The following is an 18,489-nucleotide window of genomic DNA, read 5'->3' on the forward strand; positions in this document are numbered from 1 at the left end:
GGCGCTCGTTCTATTTTTTAATGATAGGCCTGTTTAAATTTTTCAATCATACTATCCAGATTATGACGCTGGACGTATATACTTTTTACCTCTTCATACCTCGGTGATTTGTAGAAAACCTCGTGGAAATCCATACTACCGTTTCCTACTTTTACAACTTTCTGTACTTCGATATTCAACTTTCTTAATTCGTCTTTGAAGACTTTAAATTCATCTTGGATACTACTGCTCATTAATATTTATAGTTTTTTAGTTAAAAATTCCATTCACCCCTTCAAATGTTAGGGGTAACATCTCAAATTCCGAATAAAGTTAGTAAATTTATTGACACAAAGTAACACTTTGATAATATTTTATTATTTTTTTTACAAATAGTAAGTCGATATTATTCGATTGATGCATATTTCGTATTTTTAACCTCGAAAAAAAATTGTAACAACCTTATACAAACCATGAATAATAAAGCATTTTTCTCTTTATTCTTTTTACTACTGCTTACTTTCCTGCATGGTCAGAAAATGGAATTTAAAGCACCGGATTATGCGGAAATTCAAAAAAATATTGAGAATAAAAATTCAGAATTCTATTATCCGAAACTTTTAAAGAGGTTAAAGCAGAACGATACGCTTCTTACCAGTAATCAATACCGTCATCTTTACTTCGGATATACCTTTCAAAAAGACTATCAACCTTATAAAATTGGAAAGAAGTCAGAAGAAGTTGCCAAATATTATCGTGGAGAAGGTATTTCACAAAAAGATCTTTCAAAGGGAATCCAGTTATTTTTAGGTGCATTGGATGAAAACCCGCTGGATCTTAGGGCCATGAATTATCTCGCTTATTTATATCATTTGAATAATGATGACACCACTGCTGAAAAAATTGCAGGAAATTTCCACGGATTATTAAATGCCATTCTTACCTCGGGTGATGGACTAACCTGTGAAACAGGCTTTCACGTTGTTTCTGTAACAGATGAATATGTTCTTTTGAACAGGTTTCAAATGGAAACAAAATCACAAAGTCTGAAAGGGAAATGTGATTACCAGGAATTTGAAAAGGATAAATACAAAGTTCCGGGTTTTTATTTTGACATCAGCAGATTCTATGGAAAGATATTAGATTAATAATTTTCTGATATTTTATTCATTATTTCATCACCTTTTTACTATTCAGAAATGACCGTTATCAATTTTTATAAAAATAAATTTCATATGATTTTACCCTAAACAAAAGGGTTTGGAAGGAGGAGAAATATTTTTTTTCAAAAAAAGATTAAATCTTGTGTAACATTTTTTAAAGGTTCGTCTCTAAAAGACAAATAAACTTTAAAACTTTAGAAATCATGAAAAAATTCACATTCCTTTTAATCATCATGTTATTCTTTTTAGCGGTATGCAATATATTCGGCCAACAAACAACTTATCCGTTTGAAGTAAAGAAAACAGGAAAAGGAAATCAATCGTTAATTTTCATTCCGGGATTTGCTTCTTCAGGAGATGTATGGAACGAAACCACGGCAAAGTTTGAAAAAGATTTCACCTGTTATACTTTAACAATGGCTGGATTTGCAGGAGCAAAACCACAGGCAGATGCCAGCTTTAAAGACTGGGAAAAAGAAATAGCGGCTTACATCAAAAATAATAAAATTGACAAACCTATTCTTATCGGCCACAGTATGGGAGGTGGCCTTGCTCTGGCTATCGCAGCCGACTATCCTGAACTTGTAGGTAAAATCATCATTGTAGACACACTTCCCTGTCTGGCAGCCTTATCTGATCCTAATTTTACGTCTAAAGAAAACAATGACTGCTCAGCTACTATTACTCAGTTAACAGCAATGAATGATGAGCAGTTCCGAAAAATGCAGGCTCAGGCTATGCCACGTCTCTTAGCAGATACTTCGATGCAGGAAACCGTGATCAATTGGAGCATGAAATCTGACCGAAAAACATTTGCCAAAATGTACTGTGATTTTTATAATACCGATCTCAGAGAAAAAATAAAAAACATCCAATGCCCTTCCCTTATTCTTCTGGAATCCTTTTTTGTAAACCTTAAACCCACTATTGAAGGACAGTACAAAAATTTAAAGAATGCCAATATGCAGTATGCTTCAAAAGGATTACATTTCATTATGTACGATGATAAAGATTGGTATTTTAACCAGCTTACTCAATTTTTATCTGCGAAATAATGGCTTTTGAAGAGATATACGAACTCTACTGGCAAAGGATATTCCGTTTATGCATGGGATATGTGAATGATACTGAACTCGCTCAGGATCTTGCTCAGGAGACATTTATTATTGTCTGGCAGCAGCTCCCGAAATTCAGGAATGAATCCAGCGTAGGAACATGGATTTTCAGAATCGCTTCTAACAACTGTCTCCGACAGATTGAAAAGGAAAAGAAATTTACCAAAACAGATTTACCCATCAACCTGGAAGAAAAAAAACAGGAATCTATGGAACCTCAGATTCAAATGCTCTATCAGTTTATTTCAGAGCTGCATGAAACAGACAGAATTATTATTTCATTGGAACTGGAAGAGATAAAACAGGCTGAAATAGCCCATATCGTAGGACTTTCAGAGTCTAATATCAGGGTAAAGATTCACAGGATAAAAGAAAAACTAACACAAAAGTTTAAAGACAATGGATACTAATATCGATTTCAAAAATATCTGGAAGCAGCAGACTTCCAACAAACCCAATCTGGAAGAACTTCTCGGAAAACTGAAAAAATTCAGAAACCAGAATCTTCGCAAGCTGATTCTCGCGAATGTGGCTTTAATCACCACCTCCATATTAATTGCTTTTATCTGGTACATTTACCAGCCTCAGATGATCACTACAAAAATTGGAATTGTACTTGTTATTCTGGCTATGGTAATCTTTCTTCTGGCCTATAATAAAATGTTTATGGTATTTTATAAGATTGATCAGACCCAATCGAACAGTGAATATCTTCAAAGTTTATACATGGTCAAAAGCAAACAGAAATTGATGGAGACAACGATACTCAATCTGTATTTTATGATGCTCTTTCTGGGAATTTGTTTGTATATGTATGAATACACATCGAGGATGGCCTTAGGTTTTGGTATTCTAACGTATGCTATAACATGTACATGGATCGCTTTCAACTGGTTTTACCTGAGACCACGAACCATAAAGAAACAACAGGGAAAACTTAACGAATTAATTAATAAATTTGAGGAGATCAATAATCAATTAAAAGAATCATGATTTCTTCTGACAACAAAAACCACTGGGAAAATGTATATGAAACCAAAAATCCTGATCAGGTAAGCTGGACCCAGAAAAAACCACAGACCTCGCTTGACTTTATCCTTTCTTCAGGATTGGGAAAAGATGCCAGCATCATTGATATTGGTGGTGGAGACAGCAATCTTGTTGATTTTCTTCTTGAAGAAGGATATGAAAATATTACAGTACTTGATATTTCTGCCAAATCTCTGGAAAAGGCACAGGAAAGACTCGGAGATGCAGCCGGTAAAGTAAAATGGATTGTCACAGATATTACGACCTTCGAACCTACAGAAACCTATGACATCTGGCATGACAGAGCTGCTTTTCATTTCCTTACAACTTCGGAGCAGGTCTCAAAATACATCGATATCGCAGAAAAGAATGTGAACAGCTTTATGATTGTCGGAACTTTTTCGAAAAACGGTCCTACGAAATGCAGTGGATTGGATATTCAGCAGTATGACGAGGAATCATTATCAGAAAAATTTGAAAAAAGCTTTAAAAAAGTACAGTGTATTACTGAAGATCACACCACTCCTTTTGAAACGGTTCAAAATTTTGTATTCTGCAGTTTTAAAAAGTTGTAATGAATTGTATGTATTTTTTATTTACTTTTAGATTTCCAACCATTTAAATAAAAAATACAATGAAAAAATTATTATTTCTTCTTATTTCAGGTACATTCTGCTCAAATTTTTATTCACAACATTTAGAATTCCAGGAATGCGGAACCGATGAATTAATGAAAAAACATTATGAAAGGTATCCGGAAGAAAAAGCTCAGGAAGATGCTTTCAACCTGGAATTATCAAAAATGATCAAAAGTGGCAAATTCACGTCTAAGCTCAATAATCAGGTATACGAGATTCCCATTGTTGTACACGTTGTAGGAGACGGAAGTGCTATAGGAACGGCCAATAATAAATCAGATGCAGATATCATCGCATGGGTCAACTATACCAATGGTGTTTTTGCAGGAAGTTCCACCAGCGGAATGTCAGGAACAAGTGCAATACTGCCTGTCAAATTTGTTTTTGCAACCAAGGATCCTAACTGTAATACGACTAATGGTATCAACAGAATCAATGCTTCCGGTCTTCCCAAATATGTAAGTGGCGGCGTAAATAATGACAATACAACCAATGCCGTAACTGCTTCTGAGATTACTGCAATGGGAATGTGGGACACTTCTAAATATTACAATATCTATGTTGTTAAAAAACTAACATCCAGCTCCGGAGGACTGAATGGCTTCGCTTATTATCCCGGAGGAAGCAAAGATTATGCTTTTATGGCAGCAAGTGCATCCGCTGTTAATGTTCAGACTTTAGGGCATGAATTCGGACACGCTTTGGGACTCAGACATACACATGAGGGATACAATGAAACTACAGGAGACTGCCCGGTAAACAATGACTGTACTTTAGAAGGAGATCTTGTTTGTGATACAGAGCCTATGAAAAGTCTTTATCATTCCTCAGTTCCTCACACATGTCAAACCGGACAGACCAATCCATGTACCAATCAATTATACAATGGTGGTGAAAGAAATGTGATGGCCTATACCTACTGCTTCAGAGATTTATTTACACAAGGACAGACCAACAGAGCGACAGCACAGCTTTTACAGTACAGACAACAGCTGATCAACTCACCAGTTGCATCTCCAACTACAATTAATAACAGTGTGACATTAACCAATGCATGTACTCCCGCAACCATTACCAATCCGGGTACGTACAATGTAGGAATTACTTTGGTAAAGTTTGGAAGTATTAGTAATTATTCAACTAATTATAAGCAGGCAACCAATAATTTTTATGAAAATTTTACGGGTACTTACTGTTTGGGGATTTCAAAAACCAACATTCCCCAAAATGCCGCCACCACACTTACTGTAGCTCCTGGAACAAACAACCCTCACATTGTCAAAGCATATATTGATTATAATAATGATGGTCAATTCGATGAATCTACAGAACTGGTTCTTAATCAAAGTGGAATAAGCAATGGTTCATTGGCTACAGCACAGGTAACTCCTCCTGCGAGCGCAATAACCAATACTCCTTTAAGAATGAGAGTAATTGGAGAGTACAACGGAACAGCGGTGACAGCATGTTATACTCCAAAGTACGGACAGGTAGAAGATTATTCTGTCATCATTGAACCTCAGAATGTATTAGCTATAGAAAATGCAGGATTGAAAAATGCACCTGTTATTTTTAAAGATGAAAATTCAGTATCTGTAAGAAGTAATGTGAAAATTTCCTCGGTACATATTTATGAGGCTTCAGGAAGATTACTGATGAGAAAAAATGATATTAAATCTTCAGAATTCAAATATCCGGTTGACCAGAAAAATATAATCATCACCGCTACAGTAATACTGGAAGACGGAAAAGTAATTACGAAGAAATTAAAATTCTAAAACTCATTCATAAAAACAACAAAAACTTTACAAAACCACAAAAGTCACAAAAGCTTTTATTTTAAAATATGTTACCACTTAAGTAAGTTCAAAATGATGCTGCAAAAAAGCTCACACAAATTGAAAATCAAAGATTTTCACAACACTTAGGTCTACTTATTATATATAAAGCTTGTTTCTAAAAAAATCAAGTGCTTAAAACTTTTGTGACTTTTGTGGTTAAAATAATCAATGTAAATGGTTAAAACTTCTTTATAAAAAAAGAGAGTCGTTACTGACTCTCTTTTTTGTTTATTATCATTCCTTATGGATTATGATTCTTTTTCTTCTTCCATTTCCACTTCATGGCGAAGCTGGGCTTTGTAAAGCGTGGCATAATATCCGTTTTTATCCAAAAGATCAAGATGTTTTCCTTCTTCTACGATTTTACCATGCTCCATCACAATAATCTTATCAGCTTTTTCAATGGTAGAAAGTCTGTGGGCAATAATAATGGAAGTTCTGTTTTTAGTAATTTTTTCCGTTGCTCTCTGAATCAGCTTTTCACTTTCATGATCAATGGAAGACGTAGCTTCATCCAGAATTAAAATTTTCGGATCTGATAAATAAGCTCTCAGGAAAGACAACAATTGTCTCTGTCCTAAAGAAATGGATGAACCTCTTTCGCTCACTACATAATCATATCCGCCAGGAAGCTGCTGGATGAATTCGTCCACTTCAATTTCTCTGGCTCCTGCTTTTATCTTCTCCAAGGTGATGCTGTCGTCTCCAAAAGCAAGATTTTCAAAAATACTTCCGTGGAAAAGGAATACATCCTGCAATACCACTCCGATATGACTTCTGAGATTATAAAGCTCATAATCTTTTAAATCCACATCATCAATCAGAATATTTCCTGAATTGATATCGTATAATCTTGTAATCAGACTGATAATGGTAGATTTTCCGGCACCTGTTGCTCCTACAATCGCTACGGTTTCTCCCGGGTTTACTTTGAAATCAATGCCTTTCAGCACTTCCTGCTTTTCATCATACGCAAAGTGTACTTTCTGGAATTCAATTTTTCCGGCAAAATGATCTTTCTTTACTGTTCCGTTATTCGGCATTGAGTTTTCTTCATCCATCAATCCCAATACTCTTTCTGCACCTACAATTCCTCGCTGGATATTGTTGAAACGGTCAGCAATCTGTCTTAAAGGACGGATCAGCATTGAAATATACTGGATAAAGGCAATTACCACTCCGGCACTGATCGTAATATATCCTCCATAGAAAAGGATAAAACCGATGAATAGTGAAGAAATAAGTTCTACTACAGGAAAGAACAATGAGAAAATAAATACAGTTCTCAGCAATGCTCCTTTCAGCGTAATATTGATATCATCGAATTTCTTGAACTCAGATTCCTGTCTGTTGAAGACCTGAATGATTGACATTCCTGCCAGTCTTTCCTGAACAAAAGAGTTTTGATTGGCCGTCCAGTTTCTTTCATCTCCGAAAGCTTTTTTCAGCCTTTTCTGGAAAAATCTTGTAATTACCACCATTAAAGGTAAAATAGCCAGCGTAATATAACTCAGGTGAACATTGGTACTGAACATCATCACCAGCACAAACAGAATTCTCAGAATATCTCCGAATACCATCAGGAAGCCATCTGTATATACTGTAGCAATGGTTTCCACATCTCCTACGGCACGTGTCACCAACTGCCCGATAGGCGTTTTATCAAAAAATGAAGTTTTGAAATAAATCAGTTTAGCATATAAACGCTCCCTGATATCCCTGATCACATTCTGGGAGATGAAATTTGAAAAATAAACTAAGAAAAAGTTTAATATAGTTTCAGCAAACACCAATCCCACAAGGATGTAGATGTGTTTCATCATCAAAGCTTTATCATGCAGCTTTGTAATGTCATTATCCACCACCTGCATGGTAAGATAAGGCCTGTAAGTAGAAACGATGGAAAGGAATATGGAAATGATAAGGGTAAGGATGAACCAAGAACGAAATTTCATTCCGATAAAGAACAGCCTTTTTATAATTCCCCAGGTATCTTGTTTTTTCATTGTACGAATCGAAAGAAAGAATTAAAATAAAATTCTATGCAAAAATAAGACATTATAACCGGACTGCCTTTACAACTTTTGCAAATCGTCATAGAAAATATCAGATACCTACTATTTACAATATGAATATATTAAGCATTCTTTTGTATCCAGCCAAGTATATATTCCGCTACTTCTTCCCAGTTTTTTTCACCACAGATGAAATGACTTCTCCCTGCAAACTCTTTAAAATCGACAATACTGCCAGTATCTTGATAAGCTCCCGCTATTTTCTTTGAAAATGCTGCCGGAAAAATATGATCATTAGAACCTGCAATGAACAGCAGTGGCTGGTGTGGTTTCTTTAAATCTAATTTTGCAGAAGCTTTGAACAAAGGATCTTTGGCTAGTTTTCGGCTTTCAGGAACAGCTACTGTTTCGTACAGTTTATCACTTTCTTCTTTTGAATAATTATTGAAAAAAGCCTTGTGATACCATTCTTTTGTTCCCATATACGGACTGTTTCCTTTGAAAAAGTTCACCACCGGCCAAACGATTTTAATGGTAGAAAAAGGAGCCATCACATTTTTTGGAGGGGCTCCGTCAATACTTACTCCAGCTGCCGCTTTTCCCATATCAATCAGTTTCTGAACCATAAGTCCTCCAAAAGAATGGCCGATAACAATAGGTTTTTCAGGAAGACTGTCTATCAGCTTTACAAGATTATTCACCGTATCATCAAATCCCACATGGCGAAGTTCTCCCGGAATATTATTTTTTAAATGAACAGGATTTCCTTCATGACCTGGATTGGAAGGAGTATGTACAGTATATCCCTGAGCTTCAAAATAAGTTTTCCATTCTTTCCAGCTTGTATTATTCACAAATAACCCATGAATTAATACGATTGTTTTTGTTTTCATAATTTTTACTTTTTTGTATTGTTAAATTGATGAAACAAATTTCCGCAGATAAAATGACGAAAACTTTAACTCAGGTTAAAATCGTACTATTTCCCTGAAATTCTTTTCCTTATCCTACTCAGAGAAGGTCCCTGAATACCCAGATAAGAAGAAATATGATACAACGGAACATTGCTGAAAATATCCGGATGTTCTTTCATCAGATCCAGATAGCGCTCTTCCGGAGACTTTAATAAAAACCCTTCTACCCTTGTCATGGTGATATTAAATGCTGCCTGCGCCATAAGCCGCCCAAATTTTTCCCATTGGTGCGACTGCTGATAAAGCGAAAGTAAATCGGTATGCCGGATAAAAATAATGGAAGCATCCGTAAGAGCCTGTGTAAAATAATCACACGGAATCTGATTGAGAAAACTCTTAAAAGGAACTACAAAGCCATTGGCAGAATACAGAAAAACATTCTTCTCTTCTCCGGTATCTTCATTAATGACATAAGAGCGGAAAACACCCTCAACAATAAACCCCAAATAAGAGCAGACATTTCCCTGAAGATTATAAAAATCTCCTTTTTTATATTCCTTAGGAAGCCAAAATTGTTCAGACAATCTGAAATCTTCTTCTGAAAGTCCGGCAAAATGATGTAATGCGAAGGCTAGTTTTTCAATTTCAGTCATGGTCATTTTTTTAGTATCCTTTACATTATTTAAAAATAATCTTAATTTCTGATACTAAAAAGAGAAATGTTACTGATCAATAGTCTTCCCTATTTCTTCAATTTCGATGGTTTTTGCCGGTCTTTCTTTTATAAACTTATTTTCAAGGAGTTTATAAACTCCCCAAACGGCAACAATAGAGATGAGCCAGCCTATAATATTCACTCCGGAAAATCCTGTATAATTTACATTATCTACGGATTCAGGATCTGTTATTCCCAAATACACACCGTAACTCATACCTAACACAATTTGGGTTCCCAGATAAATTCCAATAGCTAAAACACCGTATTGCCATTTTGTTTTTCCAAATCTTTCTGCCAGCTGGGCATAATATCGGTAGGCACCGATAAGAATAAAAATTGATAACATGATTATTATTTTGTTTTTAGTTTTTTATTTAAAATTCATACCCTACATCTACCAGATACAGCCCGTGTCCTGGCGCTGAGGTACCTGCAGCATTGCGGTTTTTGTCTTCAATTACTTTCCGAAGATCTTCCGGTTTCAGCTTTCCTGTTCCTATTTCTACCATTGTTCCAACAATAGCACGAACCATATTTCTGAGAAAACGGTTGGCAGAAACGGTAAATTTCAATTCCGTTCCGTTCTGTTCCCATTCTGCTTTGTAGATTTTGCAGATATTCGTTTTGTTGTCGGTTTTTAATTTGGCAAAACTGGTGAAATCTTCATATTCAAAAAGAATCTTACAGGCCTCATTCATCGCATCCATATCAAGAGATCTTTTCCAGTGCTGCCATGCAGATTCCTGAGTGAAAGGATTTTTTTCCAGTGAGATAAAATATTCGTAGGTTCTGTACGTGGCATCAAAACGGGCGTGAAAATCCTCTTTTACCGGGAAAATTCTTTTAATGGAAATATCGGGGGGCAGAAAACTGTTCAGCCTTCGTACAAGCTGATCATCCAATTCCTTTTCCGTATCAAAATGGGCAAATATTTTTTTGGCATGAACGCCTGTATCCGTTCTTCCTGCTCCTGTAGTTTTTATCTCTTCGCGCAAAATGGTAGACAGCGCCTTTTCCAGTTCTTCCTGTACAGAAATAGCATCCGGCTGTATCTGGTAGCCGAAATAATTCTTTCCGTTGTAAGAAAATTCAATAAAGTATCTCAATGTATTGTAATAACTCCACAAAAATACTTTAATTTAACGAAATATTTGTTGAAAAGTCTTTGAGAATATTACTCCAAATGCTTATGAAAATTCCTATTTTTGCAATCGTATGAAAAGATGGTACCTTTATCCTTTTTCCCTCGGTTATCATTTGGTAACGGGTATCCGGAACACAATGTATGATCTGGGAGTTTTTAAGTCGACAAAATTCAAGACACCGATAATCAATGTCGGAAACCTTTCTGTGGGCGGAAGCGGGAAGTCACCCATGGTGATGTATCTTGCTCAATTCTTATCCAAACATTACAGAACAGGAGTACTTTCACGTGGTTACGGAAGGCTTACCAAAGGCTATGAAGTAACAAATTACGAAAGCAACTACAAAATGGTGGGTGACGAAGCGATGCAGCTTTTTGAACGTTTTAAAAACCGTTTCGTAATTGCCGTTTCCGAAGAACGTGTTCCCGGTGCTAAAAAAGTAATTGATGATATGGATCTTGAAGTTCTGGTACTGGATGATGCGATGCAGCACAGAGCGATCAAAGCCGGATTCAATATTCTGATGACCGATTTTAATGATCCGTTTTTCAAGGATTACCTTCTTCCTGCCGGAGATCTGAGAGAGTCAAGAGCAGGATATAAAAGAGCCAATATCATCATGGTCAGCAAATGTCCTGATGAACTTACTGAAGAAACCAAAAGGTATTATATCTCAAGAATAAGACCTTCATACGGACAGAAAGTATTCTTTTCATCCATCGGCTATGACGAAAATGTATACGGAAAAGATAAAATGCTTCCGGATAACAACCTGAATTATTATGATATTTTACTGATCACCGGAATTGCCAATCCTAAACCGCTTCTGGAACATCTGGCCAAATTCTCAAAAAGGGTGAAACATTTAAAATTCAGAGATCATCATAATTTCACAGATGATGATATTAAAAAAATCCTTGCCGAGTATAAAAAATTAGGAGAATATAAACTGATATTAACCACAGAGAAAGACTACGTTCGTCTGAAAACTTTTGACTATCTTAGAGAAATTGTTTACTACTGGCCTATCAATGTACTTATTGATAAGAAAGAAGAATTCAATCAAATCATCTTAGATTATGTTAGAAAAAATTAAACAGACTGCAGATTTTATTAAAAATATTATTCAGGAAACTCCTGATTTTGCAGTTGTTTTAGGATCCGGACTTGGGAAATTACAAAATGAAGTAGAACCGATCCATGTTTTAGAGTACAAAGACATTCCTCATTTTCCACAAACTACAGTGGCCGGACATACCGGAAAACTGATTTACGGAATTCTGGAAGGGAAAAAAGTACTGATGATGAGCGGACGTTTCCATTATTATGAAGGACATTCTATGGAAACGGTGACTTTCCCGATAAGAGTTTTTCATTTACTGGGAATTCAAAACCTTATTCTTTCCAATGCCTGCGGTGGGGTAAACCCTGCTTACAGCGTTGCAGACATCGTTATTCTCAAAGATCATATCAACATGATGCCTGAGCATCCTTTACGCGGAAAAAATATTGATGAGCTTGGACCACGTTTTGTGGATATGAGCGAGCCCTACAACAAAAAAATGATTGCCACTGCGGAACAGGCAGCTGCAGATCACCAAATAAAAATCCATCAGGGAGTTTACGTAGCACTACAAGGACCAACTTTTGAAACACCGGCTGAATATGGCATGATCAAAGCCATTGGCGGTGATATGGTAGGGATGAGTACCGTTCCTGAAGTCATTGTTGCCAGACATATGGGAATGGATGTTTTCTGTATTTCTGTCATCACAGATCTTGGCGGACCGGACATCGCTTTTGCCGTTTCCCACGAAGAAGTTCTGAATGCAGCCAACAAAGCAATGCCCAACGTAATTGCCGTTGTCAAAGGCTTGATTAAAAACTATCAGTAAAATAGCATAGCTCAATATTACAACTGAAGCCGTAATATTCTCCTCCTCTGGAGGGGTGGCAAAAATTTAAAGAATTTTTGACGGGGTGGTTTACCCGTTCCCACTCTCCTCCCTAATAGAATCCATCAATATTATAAATTTTTACTAATTCCAAAGAAATCAATCTCAGATTGCCATTCATTGTTTAGATTTGTACCCATGAAATTGTACGAGATGAGAAAGTTGATATTACTATTGATGATGGGTATTTTTGGGATAAGCTATTCACAAAAAGTCCCAGCGGTCCTGAAAACAGGATTTTCAAAAGAAGCTTTACAACAGAAACTGGAAGATGACAATGGAAAAACCATTACTATCAAACAGATTCTGGATCAGCATAAAGGGAAAGTTTTAGTGATTGATTTCTGGGCCGGATGGTGTAGAGACTGTCTAAATGCTCTCCCAAAAGCCAAGGAGTTAGAAGAAAATAACAAGAATATTGATTTTGTATTTCTGTCATTAGACCGTTCAAAAGAAGGGTTTGAAAAAAGTCTTGAAAGATTTGATATGAAACACAAAGAAAACTATTGGTTTTCTACAGGCTGGAAAAATGATTTTAATAACTATATAGATCTTAACTGGATCCCGAGATATATGGTAATTGATCAGAAATCTTCAATTGCAAAATATTATGCGATATCTCCTGAAGACCCTGAACTTCAGCAAACCATAGACAAGCTTTTAAAATAACTGACCTTTATTTTAATCCGAAAAACTTATAAAAACTCATTGAAAATCAAAACTTTCAATGAGTTTTAAAATTTTAGATAGATATCACCATGATCACAAGAGAAGCCACAGAACAGGATTTAGAAATCCTTTTAGAATTTGAACAGGGAGTTGTAACTGCAGAAAGACCTTTCAACAGTACTCTTATAGAAGGAGAAATCCATTATTATGATTTAAAACATCTGATACAATCTCCTGAAGCAACCGTAATTGTTGCCGAAGAGAATAATGAAATCATTGCATCAGGATATGCTCTGATTAAGAAAGCAGCAAAAGAGTATTATCAGTTTAAAGAATATGCCTATCTCGGGTTTATGTATGTAAAGCCGGAGCACAGGGGAAAGGGAATCAATAAGGTGATTACTGATGAACTTATTTCCTGGTCAAAATCAAGAGGAATCAGCGAGGTAAGACTTGATGTGTACGCACAAAATGAATCTGCCATAAAAGCGTATGAAAAAGCAGGTTTTGAACCTCATCTTCTTACCATGAGATTGAAGGTTTAAAAGGCTGGAAGATGGGAGATGGAAGTTATTGACGCGTTATTAATTACTACTTCGTTTTTTATTATTTAGTAAGCAGTTCTTTAATTTCCTTATCGAGTAATATTAACTTCCAGCTTCCAGCCTCTAGCTTCCTTCTATAAATAAAGGAATCCATATCTTTGTATATGGATTTTTCTTTGCCTCTTCGTAAAATTATTCATGTGGACATGGATGCATTCTATGCTTCTGTGGAGCAGCATGATAATCCTACGTTGAAAGGCAAGCCAATAGCCGTAGGTGGGCAGCATCGTGGCGTAGTGGCAGCCGCAAGCTATGAAGCCAGAAAATTTGGTGTCCGTTCTGCAATGCCCAGTAAAACAGCCAAAGAAAAATGTCCCCATCTTATTTTTGTTCCTCCCCGATTTGCCCGATACAAAGAGATCTCTAAAAAGATCCGGGAAATTTTCTATGAATATACAGATCTGGTAGAACCTCTGTCTCTGGATGAAGCTTATCTGGATGTCACCGAAAATAAAAAAGGAATGGAATCTGCCAATCTGATCGCCAAAGAAATCCGTCAGAAAATTTTTGAACAAACCGGATTAACGGCTTCAGCAGGAATTTCCGTCAATAAGTTTTTAGCTAAAGTAGCTTCCGACATTAATAAACCCAACGGCCAGAAAACCATTCACCCCGATAAAATGGAGCATTTTCTGGAAGAATTACCTGTGGAAAAATTTTACGGTGTAGGAAAAGTGACGGCTAATAAAATGTTTAGTTTAGGAATCTATAAAGGAAAAGATTTAAAGAAAAGATCGCTTGAAGATCTGATCAAACTTTTCGGAAAGTCTGGCAATCATTATTATAATGTGGTACGCGGGATTCATACTTCTGAAGTAAAACCTCATCGGATTCAGAAAAGTGTGGCCGTGGAAAGAACTTTTTTTGAAGATCTACTGGATGAACAACAGATCAATGAAAAGCTGGAAAGTCTTGCAGAGGAAATTCATCAAAGGTTACAGAAACACAATATTCTCGGCAGAACTTTAACGTTAAAAATAAAATATAAAGACTTCTCTCTTTTCACAAGAAGCATCACAAGGGAAGATTATTTTTCATCACCGGAACAGTATTATAACACCGGGAAAAAACTTTGGGAACTTCGTCCTTTTGATAAAGCGGTGCGCCTGCTCGGATTATCTCTCTCTCAACTGAATACGGAAGAAAAAAAACAAGTTTCCGTTCAACTAAAAATCCCGTTTGAGGAATTCGAAAATGAATAGGTTATATTTTTTTGCTAACTTGTATGAACCAAATCAGCAAATCTATGAACCCAACCATGATCCAGTTTTTCCACTGGTATTCTGAAGGAGACGGAAAATTGTGGAAAGAAGCCGAAAAACAGGCCAGATATTTAGCAAAACTTGGAATTACCTCTGTATGGTTTCCTCCTGCCTACAAAGGGACAAATGGCGGTTATTCTATCGGCTATGACGCCTATGACCTGTACGATCTCGGAGAATTTGATCAAAAAGGAACTCTTCCTACCAAATACGGCACAAAAAACGACTACACCAAAGCCATTAAAGCCTTAAAGAAACAAAATATACAGATCATTGTAGATATTGTTCTTGGACATAAAGCCGGAGGTGATGAACTGGAAAAATTCAAGGTGGTCAAAGTAGATGAGGAAAACAGGGAAAAGGTGATTTCCGATGTGATCGAAATAGAATCTTATACCAAATTTACCTTTCCGGGAAGAGGAAAAAAATATTCGGATTTTGAATGGAATTTCACCTGTTTCAGTGGTGTAGATTATGCTGAAGGGATGGATTCCCACATCTTCAAAATCCAGTCAGAATACGGAAACGATTGGGAGGAAATGATTGATGATGAAAAAGGGAATTACGACTACCTGATGTATAATGACATTGAGCACCGGAATCCTTTTGTAAGGGAAGAACTCAACACCTGGGCAAAATGGTATTTTGATCAGACCGATTTTGATGGAGTAAGACTGGATGCTTTAAAACATATTTCTTTTGATTTTTATAAAGAATGGCTCACACTCCTCCGTTCCAATTCCGGAAAAGATATTTTTGCTGTAGGAGAATACTGGGCTCCGGGATATCTCCATCTTCTTCAAAAATATATTGAGGTCACAGAAGGCTGCATGAGTCTTTTCGACAGTTCTTTGCAGAATAACTTTCATACAGCTTCCAGAGAAGGTGATTCTTATGATCTCCGAAGAATTTTTGATGAAACTCTTACTCAGGCAGATCCTATGCATTCTGTAAGTTTGGTTGCTAATCATGACACACAACCGTTGCAGGATCTTGAAGCTCCCGTGGAACCTTGGTTCAAGCCTATTGCCTATGCTCTTATTTTATTGAGAAAAGATGGCTATCCCTGTGTATTTTACCCGGATCTTTATGGCGCTCATTATGTGGATAAAGACAGAGACGGTAATGATCAGGAAATATTTATGCCTAAAGTAGATGGTATTGAAGAGCTATTAAAATCAAGGAAGGATCATGCTTACGGTGAGCAGCATGATTATTTTGAGGATGCCAACTGTCTTGGCTGGGTACGTACAGGAGATGATGAACATACAGGATGTGCAGTGGTTCTAAGCAATAAAGATTCTTACAATAAGCCTATGGAAGTGGGAATACTTTACGCTGGGAAAAAATTTAAAGATATTCTGAAACGATTCAAAGAGAAAGTAATGATTGATGAAAACGGCTGGGGAAATTTTCCTGCTCCGGCGGGAAATGTGAGTGTCTGGATTCCTGAATAAGATTAATATACCAAAAACCCTTGTCAAGGTTTAAAACCTTGACAAGGATCATCATTTTATCAGCAAGTTTTAATTTAGCAATAAATGTATCTGCAATTCCAAACATCTATAGCCCATTCACAACATTGTCCATCTTCCGTGGAAGTACAGCACACTTTGCCCCAATTTAAATCTCCTGCTTTTAAACTTTTTAATTCCTGACGGTTCAATTTTTTTACTTTGATTTCTTTGTGCGTTTTCATAATTGTTATTTTTTATGGTTTAGTTATTAAATATACATTAAAAATTACAATTATGAATAAACATTCAATACTAACTACCTGATTTAGTATATATATAATTTTCATTATTAAAGATAAATATTGAGAATATGATGAACCACCCCGTCAAAAATTCTTTGAATTTTTTCCACTCCTCCAGAGGTGGGGAATGTTTACGTCTTCAGTTGGGATATTTGTTAAGATTAGATAAGTTTGATCTCTAGTTACATTTTTCGGAGTTCAAGGATTTCCGGTCTTTCGGAGGTATCGGATATCTTTCCGGTGCGGGCAAATTCAGCCCAGAGCCCTCTCAACTTTTTGCCATTCTCATGAATACGACTCCATGGAATATCTTTCAACAATTCGGAATATTTCCAGGCTGATTCATTCCCGAAAATTAAAGGAAGATCAATGCAATGCGGTGCTCCGATATGATTGTCTTTCAGTTTTGAATGAATTCTGAAAAGATAGACATTTCCACCGGCATTCGCCAGATTCTGGGCAAACTGTTTTGCCGGATTTCCATAGATCAATGCTGTTGTTTTCTCAACCGTTTTGTCCATGATTTTTAAACCAAATCCTTTTCCAAAATATTTGTTTAAAGCTTCAGAGGTTTTAAGGTAAAATGCTGTTTCATCATTATTTAAACCAATCAGAACATCAAATTTATGAGCATTCTTTTTCCACATTTCCACCGACTCTTCTTCTTTACACAAAGGAAAATGTCCGTATTGAGTTCCGAAAGGCATTGCCGCTTTCAATCCGTATCTTATGACAGAGGGCAAAAATTTTCCATATTCATCCATTATTTTTAAAACATCTGGATCATCTTTCAAAAATTCTGTTTTTTTCAGAAATTCTGCCGACATTTTCTGTCTTTTATGACGTAATCCCAATGGAGCACTCTGGATAATCAAGCGCTGAAACAAATCTTCCACTCCTTCTGATATCATTAAATGAGCAATAGCATCACCTCCTGAAGACTGTCCCAGAAGGGTAATATTATTTTCATCACCTCCAAGATCTGCAATATTGGTTTTTATCCACTTTAACGCTTCAATGATATCCAGCAATCCAAGATTGGCAGGCCTTTTTTCATCACCACCTAAAAAACCAAATAATCCTAAACGATAGGAAACGGTAACCACGATAATATGCTGCTCTTTCACCCATTCTGCAGGATCAGCAGTGGCCAGATCACCACACCCTATTTCATGGGAACCTCCGTGAATCCAAACGACAACAGGGAGCTTTTCATTTTCAGAAATGACTTCCGGGCGGGTTATGGAAAGGTATTGGGTAGATTCATCAGGCTCGAAGCTTTCAATAGGTGTTGCTCCTATCATCTTTTCTACAAGCGGACTTAAAGCCTGCGGACAGACGGGAGTTTTTTCCGGAGAAATAATCATTGAAGATAAGGAGGCTTCTGCAGCAACAGGTTTTTTAAATCTTTCAGAATAGGCATACCGAATACTTCTGGCTCTGATAATTCCATTTTCTTTTAAGGCTAAAATTTTTCCGAAACGGGTTTCGAAAATAATAGTGTGCTGCTGATTTGGTGTCATCTTTAAAACTGTGAAAACTTTTCTCTTTAAATTTAATTATTTAAACACAAATTCCACAAATATGAACACAAATATTCACGAATCATTGTTGTGTTCTTCGTGAAGAAATTAGTGTGATTCGTGTTGAAAAAAATCTAAACACAAATTTCACAAATATGA

20 protein-coding genes are annotated in these 18,489 nt (G+C 36.3%); 12 read left to right on the top strand and 8 right to left on the bottom strand.

Annotated features, from left to right (window positions below; genetic code table 11):
* Positions 1 to 17 precede the first annotated feature (17 nt).
* Positions 18 to 233, bottom strand: coding sequence for a hypothetical protein (locus ACMA47_RS21295; RefSeq protein WP_034696179.1), 216 nt, complete (start codon positions 231 to 233; stop codon positions 18 to 20).
* A gap of 219 nt (positions 234 to 452) precedes the next feature.
* Here ACMA47_RS21295 and ACMA47_RS21300 point away from each other — a divergent pair, with 219 nt between their 5' ends.
* The 6 genes from ACMA47_RS21300 (at position 453) to ACMA47_RS21325 (ending at position 5,702) form a co-directional block, all read left to right on the top strand.
* Complete coding sequence (locus ACMA47_RS21300) at positions 453 to 1,127, top strand: DUF4919 domain-containing protein (protein ID WP_413931396.1); 675 nt, start codon at positions 453 to 455, stop codon at positions 1,125 to 1,127.
* A gap of 218 nt (positions 1,128 to 1,345) precedes the next feature.
* Entirely contained in the window at positions 1,346 to 2,197 is an 852-nt protein-coding gene (locus ACMA47_RS21305) for an alpha/beta fold hydrolase (protein WP_413931397.1), read from the top strand.
* On the top strand, positions 2,197 to 2,667 hold the full coding sequence (locus ACMA47_RS21310; RefSeq protein WP_413931398.1) for an RNA polymerase sigma factor: 471 nt from the start codon (positions 2,197 to 2,199) through the stop codon (positions 2,665 to 2,667). Before ACMA47_RS21305 ends, ACMA47_RS21310 begins: the two co-directional genes overlap by 1 nt.
* Positions 2,657 to 3,250 (top strand): hypothetical protein, encoded by a 594-nt coding sequence (locus ACMA47_RS21315; RefSeq protein ID WP_413931399.1) that lies wholly within the window; start codon positions 2,657 to 2,659, stop codon positions 3,248 to 3,250. The genes ACMA47_RS21310 and ACMA47_RS21315 overlap by 11 nt, the downstream gene beginning before the upstream one ends.
* Entirely contained in the window at positions 3,247 to 3,861 is a 615-nt protein-coding gene (locus tag ACMA47_RS21320) for a class I SAM-dependent methyltransferase (RefSeq protein ID WP_413931400.1), read from the top strand. Before ACMA47_RS21315 ends, ACMA47_RS21320 begins: the two co-directional genes overlap by 4 nt.
* A gap of 59 nt (positions 3,862 to 3,920) precedes the next feature.
* The gene (locus ACMA47_RS21325) at positions 3,921 to 5,702 is read left to right on the top strand and encodes a GEVED domain-containing protein (RefSeq protein ID WP_413931401.1); all 1,782 of its coding nucleotides are present in this window, start codon (positions 3,921 to 3,923) and stop codon (positions 5,700 to 5,702) included.
* Between the two features lie 311 nt (positions 5,703 to 6,013).
* Here the strand turns inward: ACMA47_RS21325 and ACMA47_RS21330 are convergent, their stop codons facing one another.
* The 5 genes from ACMA47_RS21330 to truA form a co-directional block, all read right to left on the bottom strand.
* A complete protein-coding gene (locus ACMA47_RS21330; protein ID WP_413931402.1) occupies positions 6,014 to 7,771 on the bottom strand; it encodes an ABC transporter ATP-binding protein in 1,758 nt (585 codons plus the stop codon).
* 131 nt (positions 7,772 to 7,902) lie between these two features.
* Positions 7,903 to 8,673 (bottom strand): alpha/beta hydrolase, encoded by a 771-nt coding sequence (locus tag ACMA47_RS21335; protein WP_413931403.1) that lies wholly within the window; start codon positions 8,671 to 8,673, stop codon positions 7,903 to 7,905.
* 86 nt (positions 8,674 to 8,759) lie between these two features.
* A complete protein-coding gene (locus ACMA47_RS21340; protein ID WP_413931404.1) occupies positions 8,760 to 9,347 on the bottom strand; it encodes a Crp/Fnr family transcriptional regulator in 588 nt (195 codons plus the stop codon).
* A 69-nt stretch (positions 9,348 to 9,416) separates the two neighbouring features.
* Entirely contained in the window at positions 9,417 to 9,758 is a 342-nt protein-coding gene (locus tag ACMA47_RS21345; protein ID WP_413931405.1) for a hypothetical protein, read from the bottom strand.
* Between the two features lie 28 nt (positions 9,759 to 9,786).
* Complete coding sequence (gene truA, locus ACMA47_RS21350; protein ID WP_413931406.1) at positions 9,787 to 10,518, bottom strand: tRNA pseudouridine(38-40) synthase TruA; 732 nt, start codon at positions 10,516 to 10,518, stop codon at positions 9,787 to 9,789.
* A 109-nt stretch (positions 10,519 to 10,627) separates the two neighbouring features.
* On the opposite strand from truA, the gene lpxK reads away from it, so the two are divergent.
* From lpxK to ACMA47_RS21380, 6 genes are all read left to right on the top strand, one after another.
* Positions 10,628 to 11,653 carry a tetraacyldisaccharide 4'-kinase gene (gene lpxK / locus ACMA47_RS21355; protein WP_034696194.1) on the top strand — a complete coding sequence of 342 codons (1,026 nt, stop codon included), beginning with the start codon at positions 10,628 to 10,630 and terminating at the stop codon, positions 11,651 to 11,653.
* Entirely contained in the window at positions 11,637 to 12,452 is an 816-nt protein-coding gene (locus ACMA47_RS21360) for a purine-nucleoside phosphorylase (protein ID WP_413931407.1), read from the top strand. The genes lpxK and ACMA47_RS21360 overlap by 17 nt, the downstream gene beginning before the upstream one ends.
* Positions 12,453 to 12,665: 213 nt before the next feature.
* Positions 12,666 to 13,181: a TlpA family protein disulfide reductase gene (locus ACMA47_RS21365; protein WP_413931408.1), complete on the top strand. Its 516-nt coding sequence runs from the start codon at positions 12,666 to 12,668 to the stop codon at positions 13,179 to 13,181.
* An 89-nt stretch (positions 13,182 to 13,270) separates the two neighbouring features.
* On the top strand, positions 13,271 to 13,726 hold the full coding sequence (locus ACMA47_RS21370) for a GNAT family N-acetyltransferase (RefSeq protein ID WP_413931409.1): 456 nt from the start codon (positions 13,271 to 13,273) through the stop codon (positions 13,724 to 13,726).
* 164 nt (positions 13,727 to 13,890) lie between these two features.
* Positions 13,891 to 14,988 (top strand): DNA polymerase IV, encoded by a 1,098-nt coding sequence (dinB, locus tag ACMA47_RS21375; RefSeq protein WP_413931410.1) that lies wholly within the window; start codon positions 13,891 to 13,893, stop codon positions 14,986 to 14,988.
* Positions 14,989 to 15,011: 23 nt separating this feature from the next.
* Positions 15,012 to 16,505, top strand: a complete 1,494-nt coding sequence (locus ACMA47_RS21380) for an alpha-amylase (protein WP_413931411.1) — start codon at positions 15,012 to 15,014, stop codon at positions 16,503 to 16,505.
* A gap of 74 nt (positions 16,506 to 16,579) precedes the next feature.
* Here the strand turns inward: ACMA47_RS21380 and ACMA47_RS21385 are convergent, their stop codons facing one another.
* Together ACMA47_RS21385 and ACMA47_RS21390 are read right to left on the bottom strand one after the other, a co-directional pair.
* The gene (locus ACMA47_RS21385) at positions 16,580 to 16,747 is read right to left on the bottom strand and encodes a hypothetical protein (protein WP_156106453.1); all 168 of its coding nucleotides are present in this window, start codon (positions 16,745 to 16,747) and stop codon (positions 16,580 to 16,582) included.
* Between the two features lie 242 nt (positions 16,748 to 16,989).
* Entirely contained in the window at positions 16,990 to 18,330 is a 1,341-nt protein-coding gene (locus ACMA47_RS21390; RefSeq protein WP_413931412.1) for a carboxylesterase family protein, read from the bottom strand.
* Positions 18,331 to 18,489: the final 159 nt, after the last annotated feature.

The sequence above is a fragment of the Chryseobacterium sp. T20 genome (assembly GCF_047345655.1).
Lineage (GTDB): Bacteria > Bacteroidota > Bacteroidia > Flavobacteriales > Weeksellaceae > Chryseobacterium.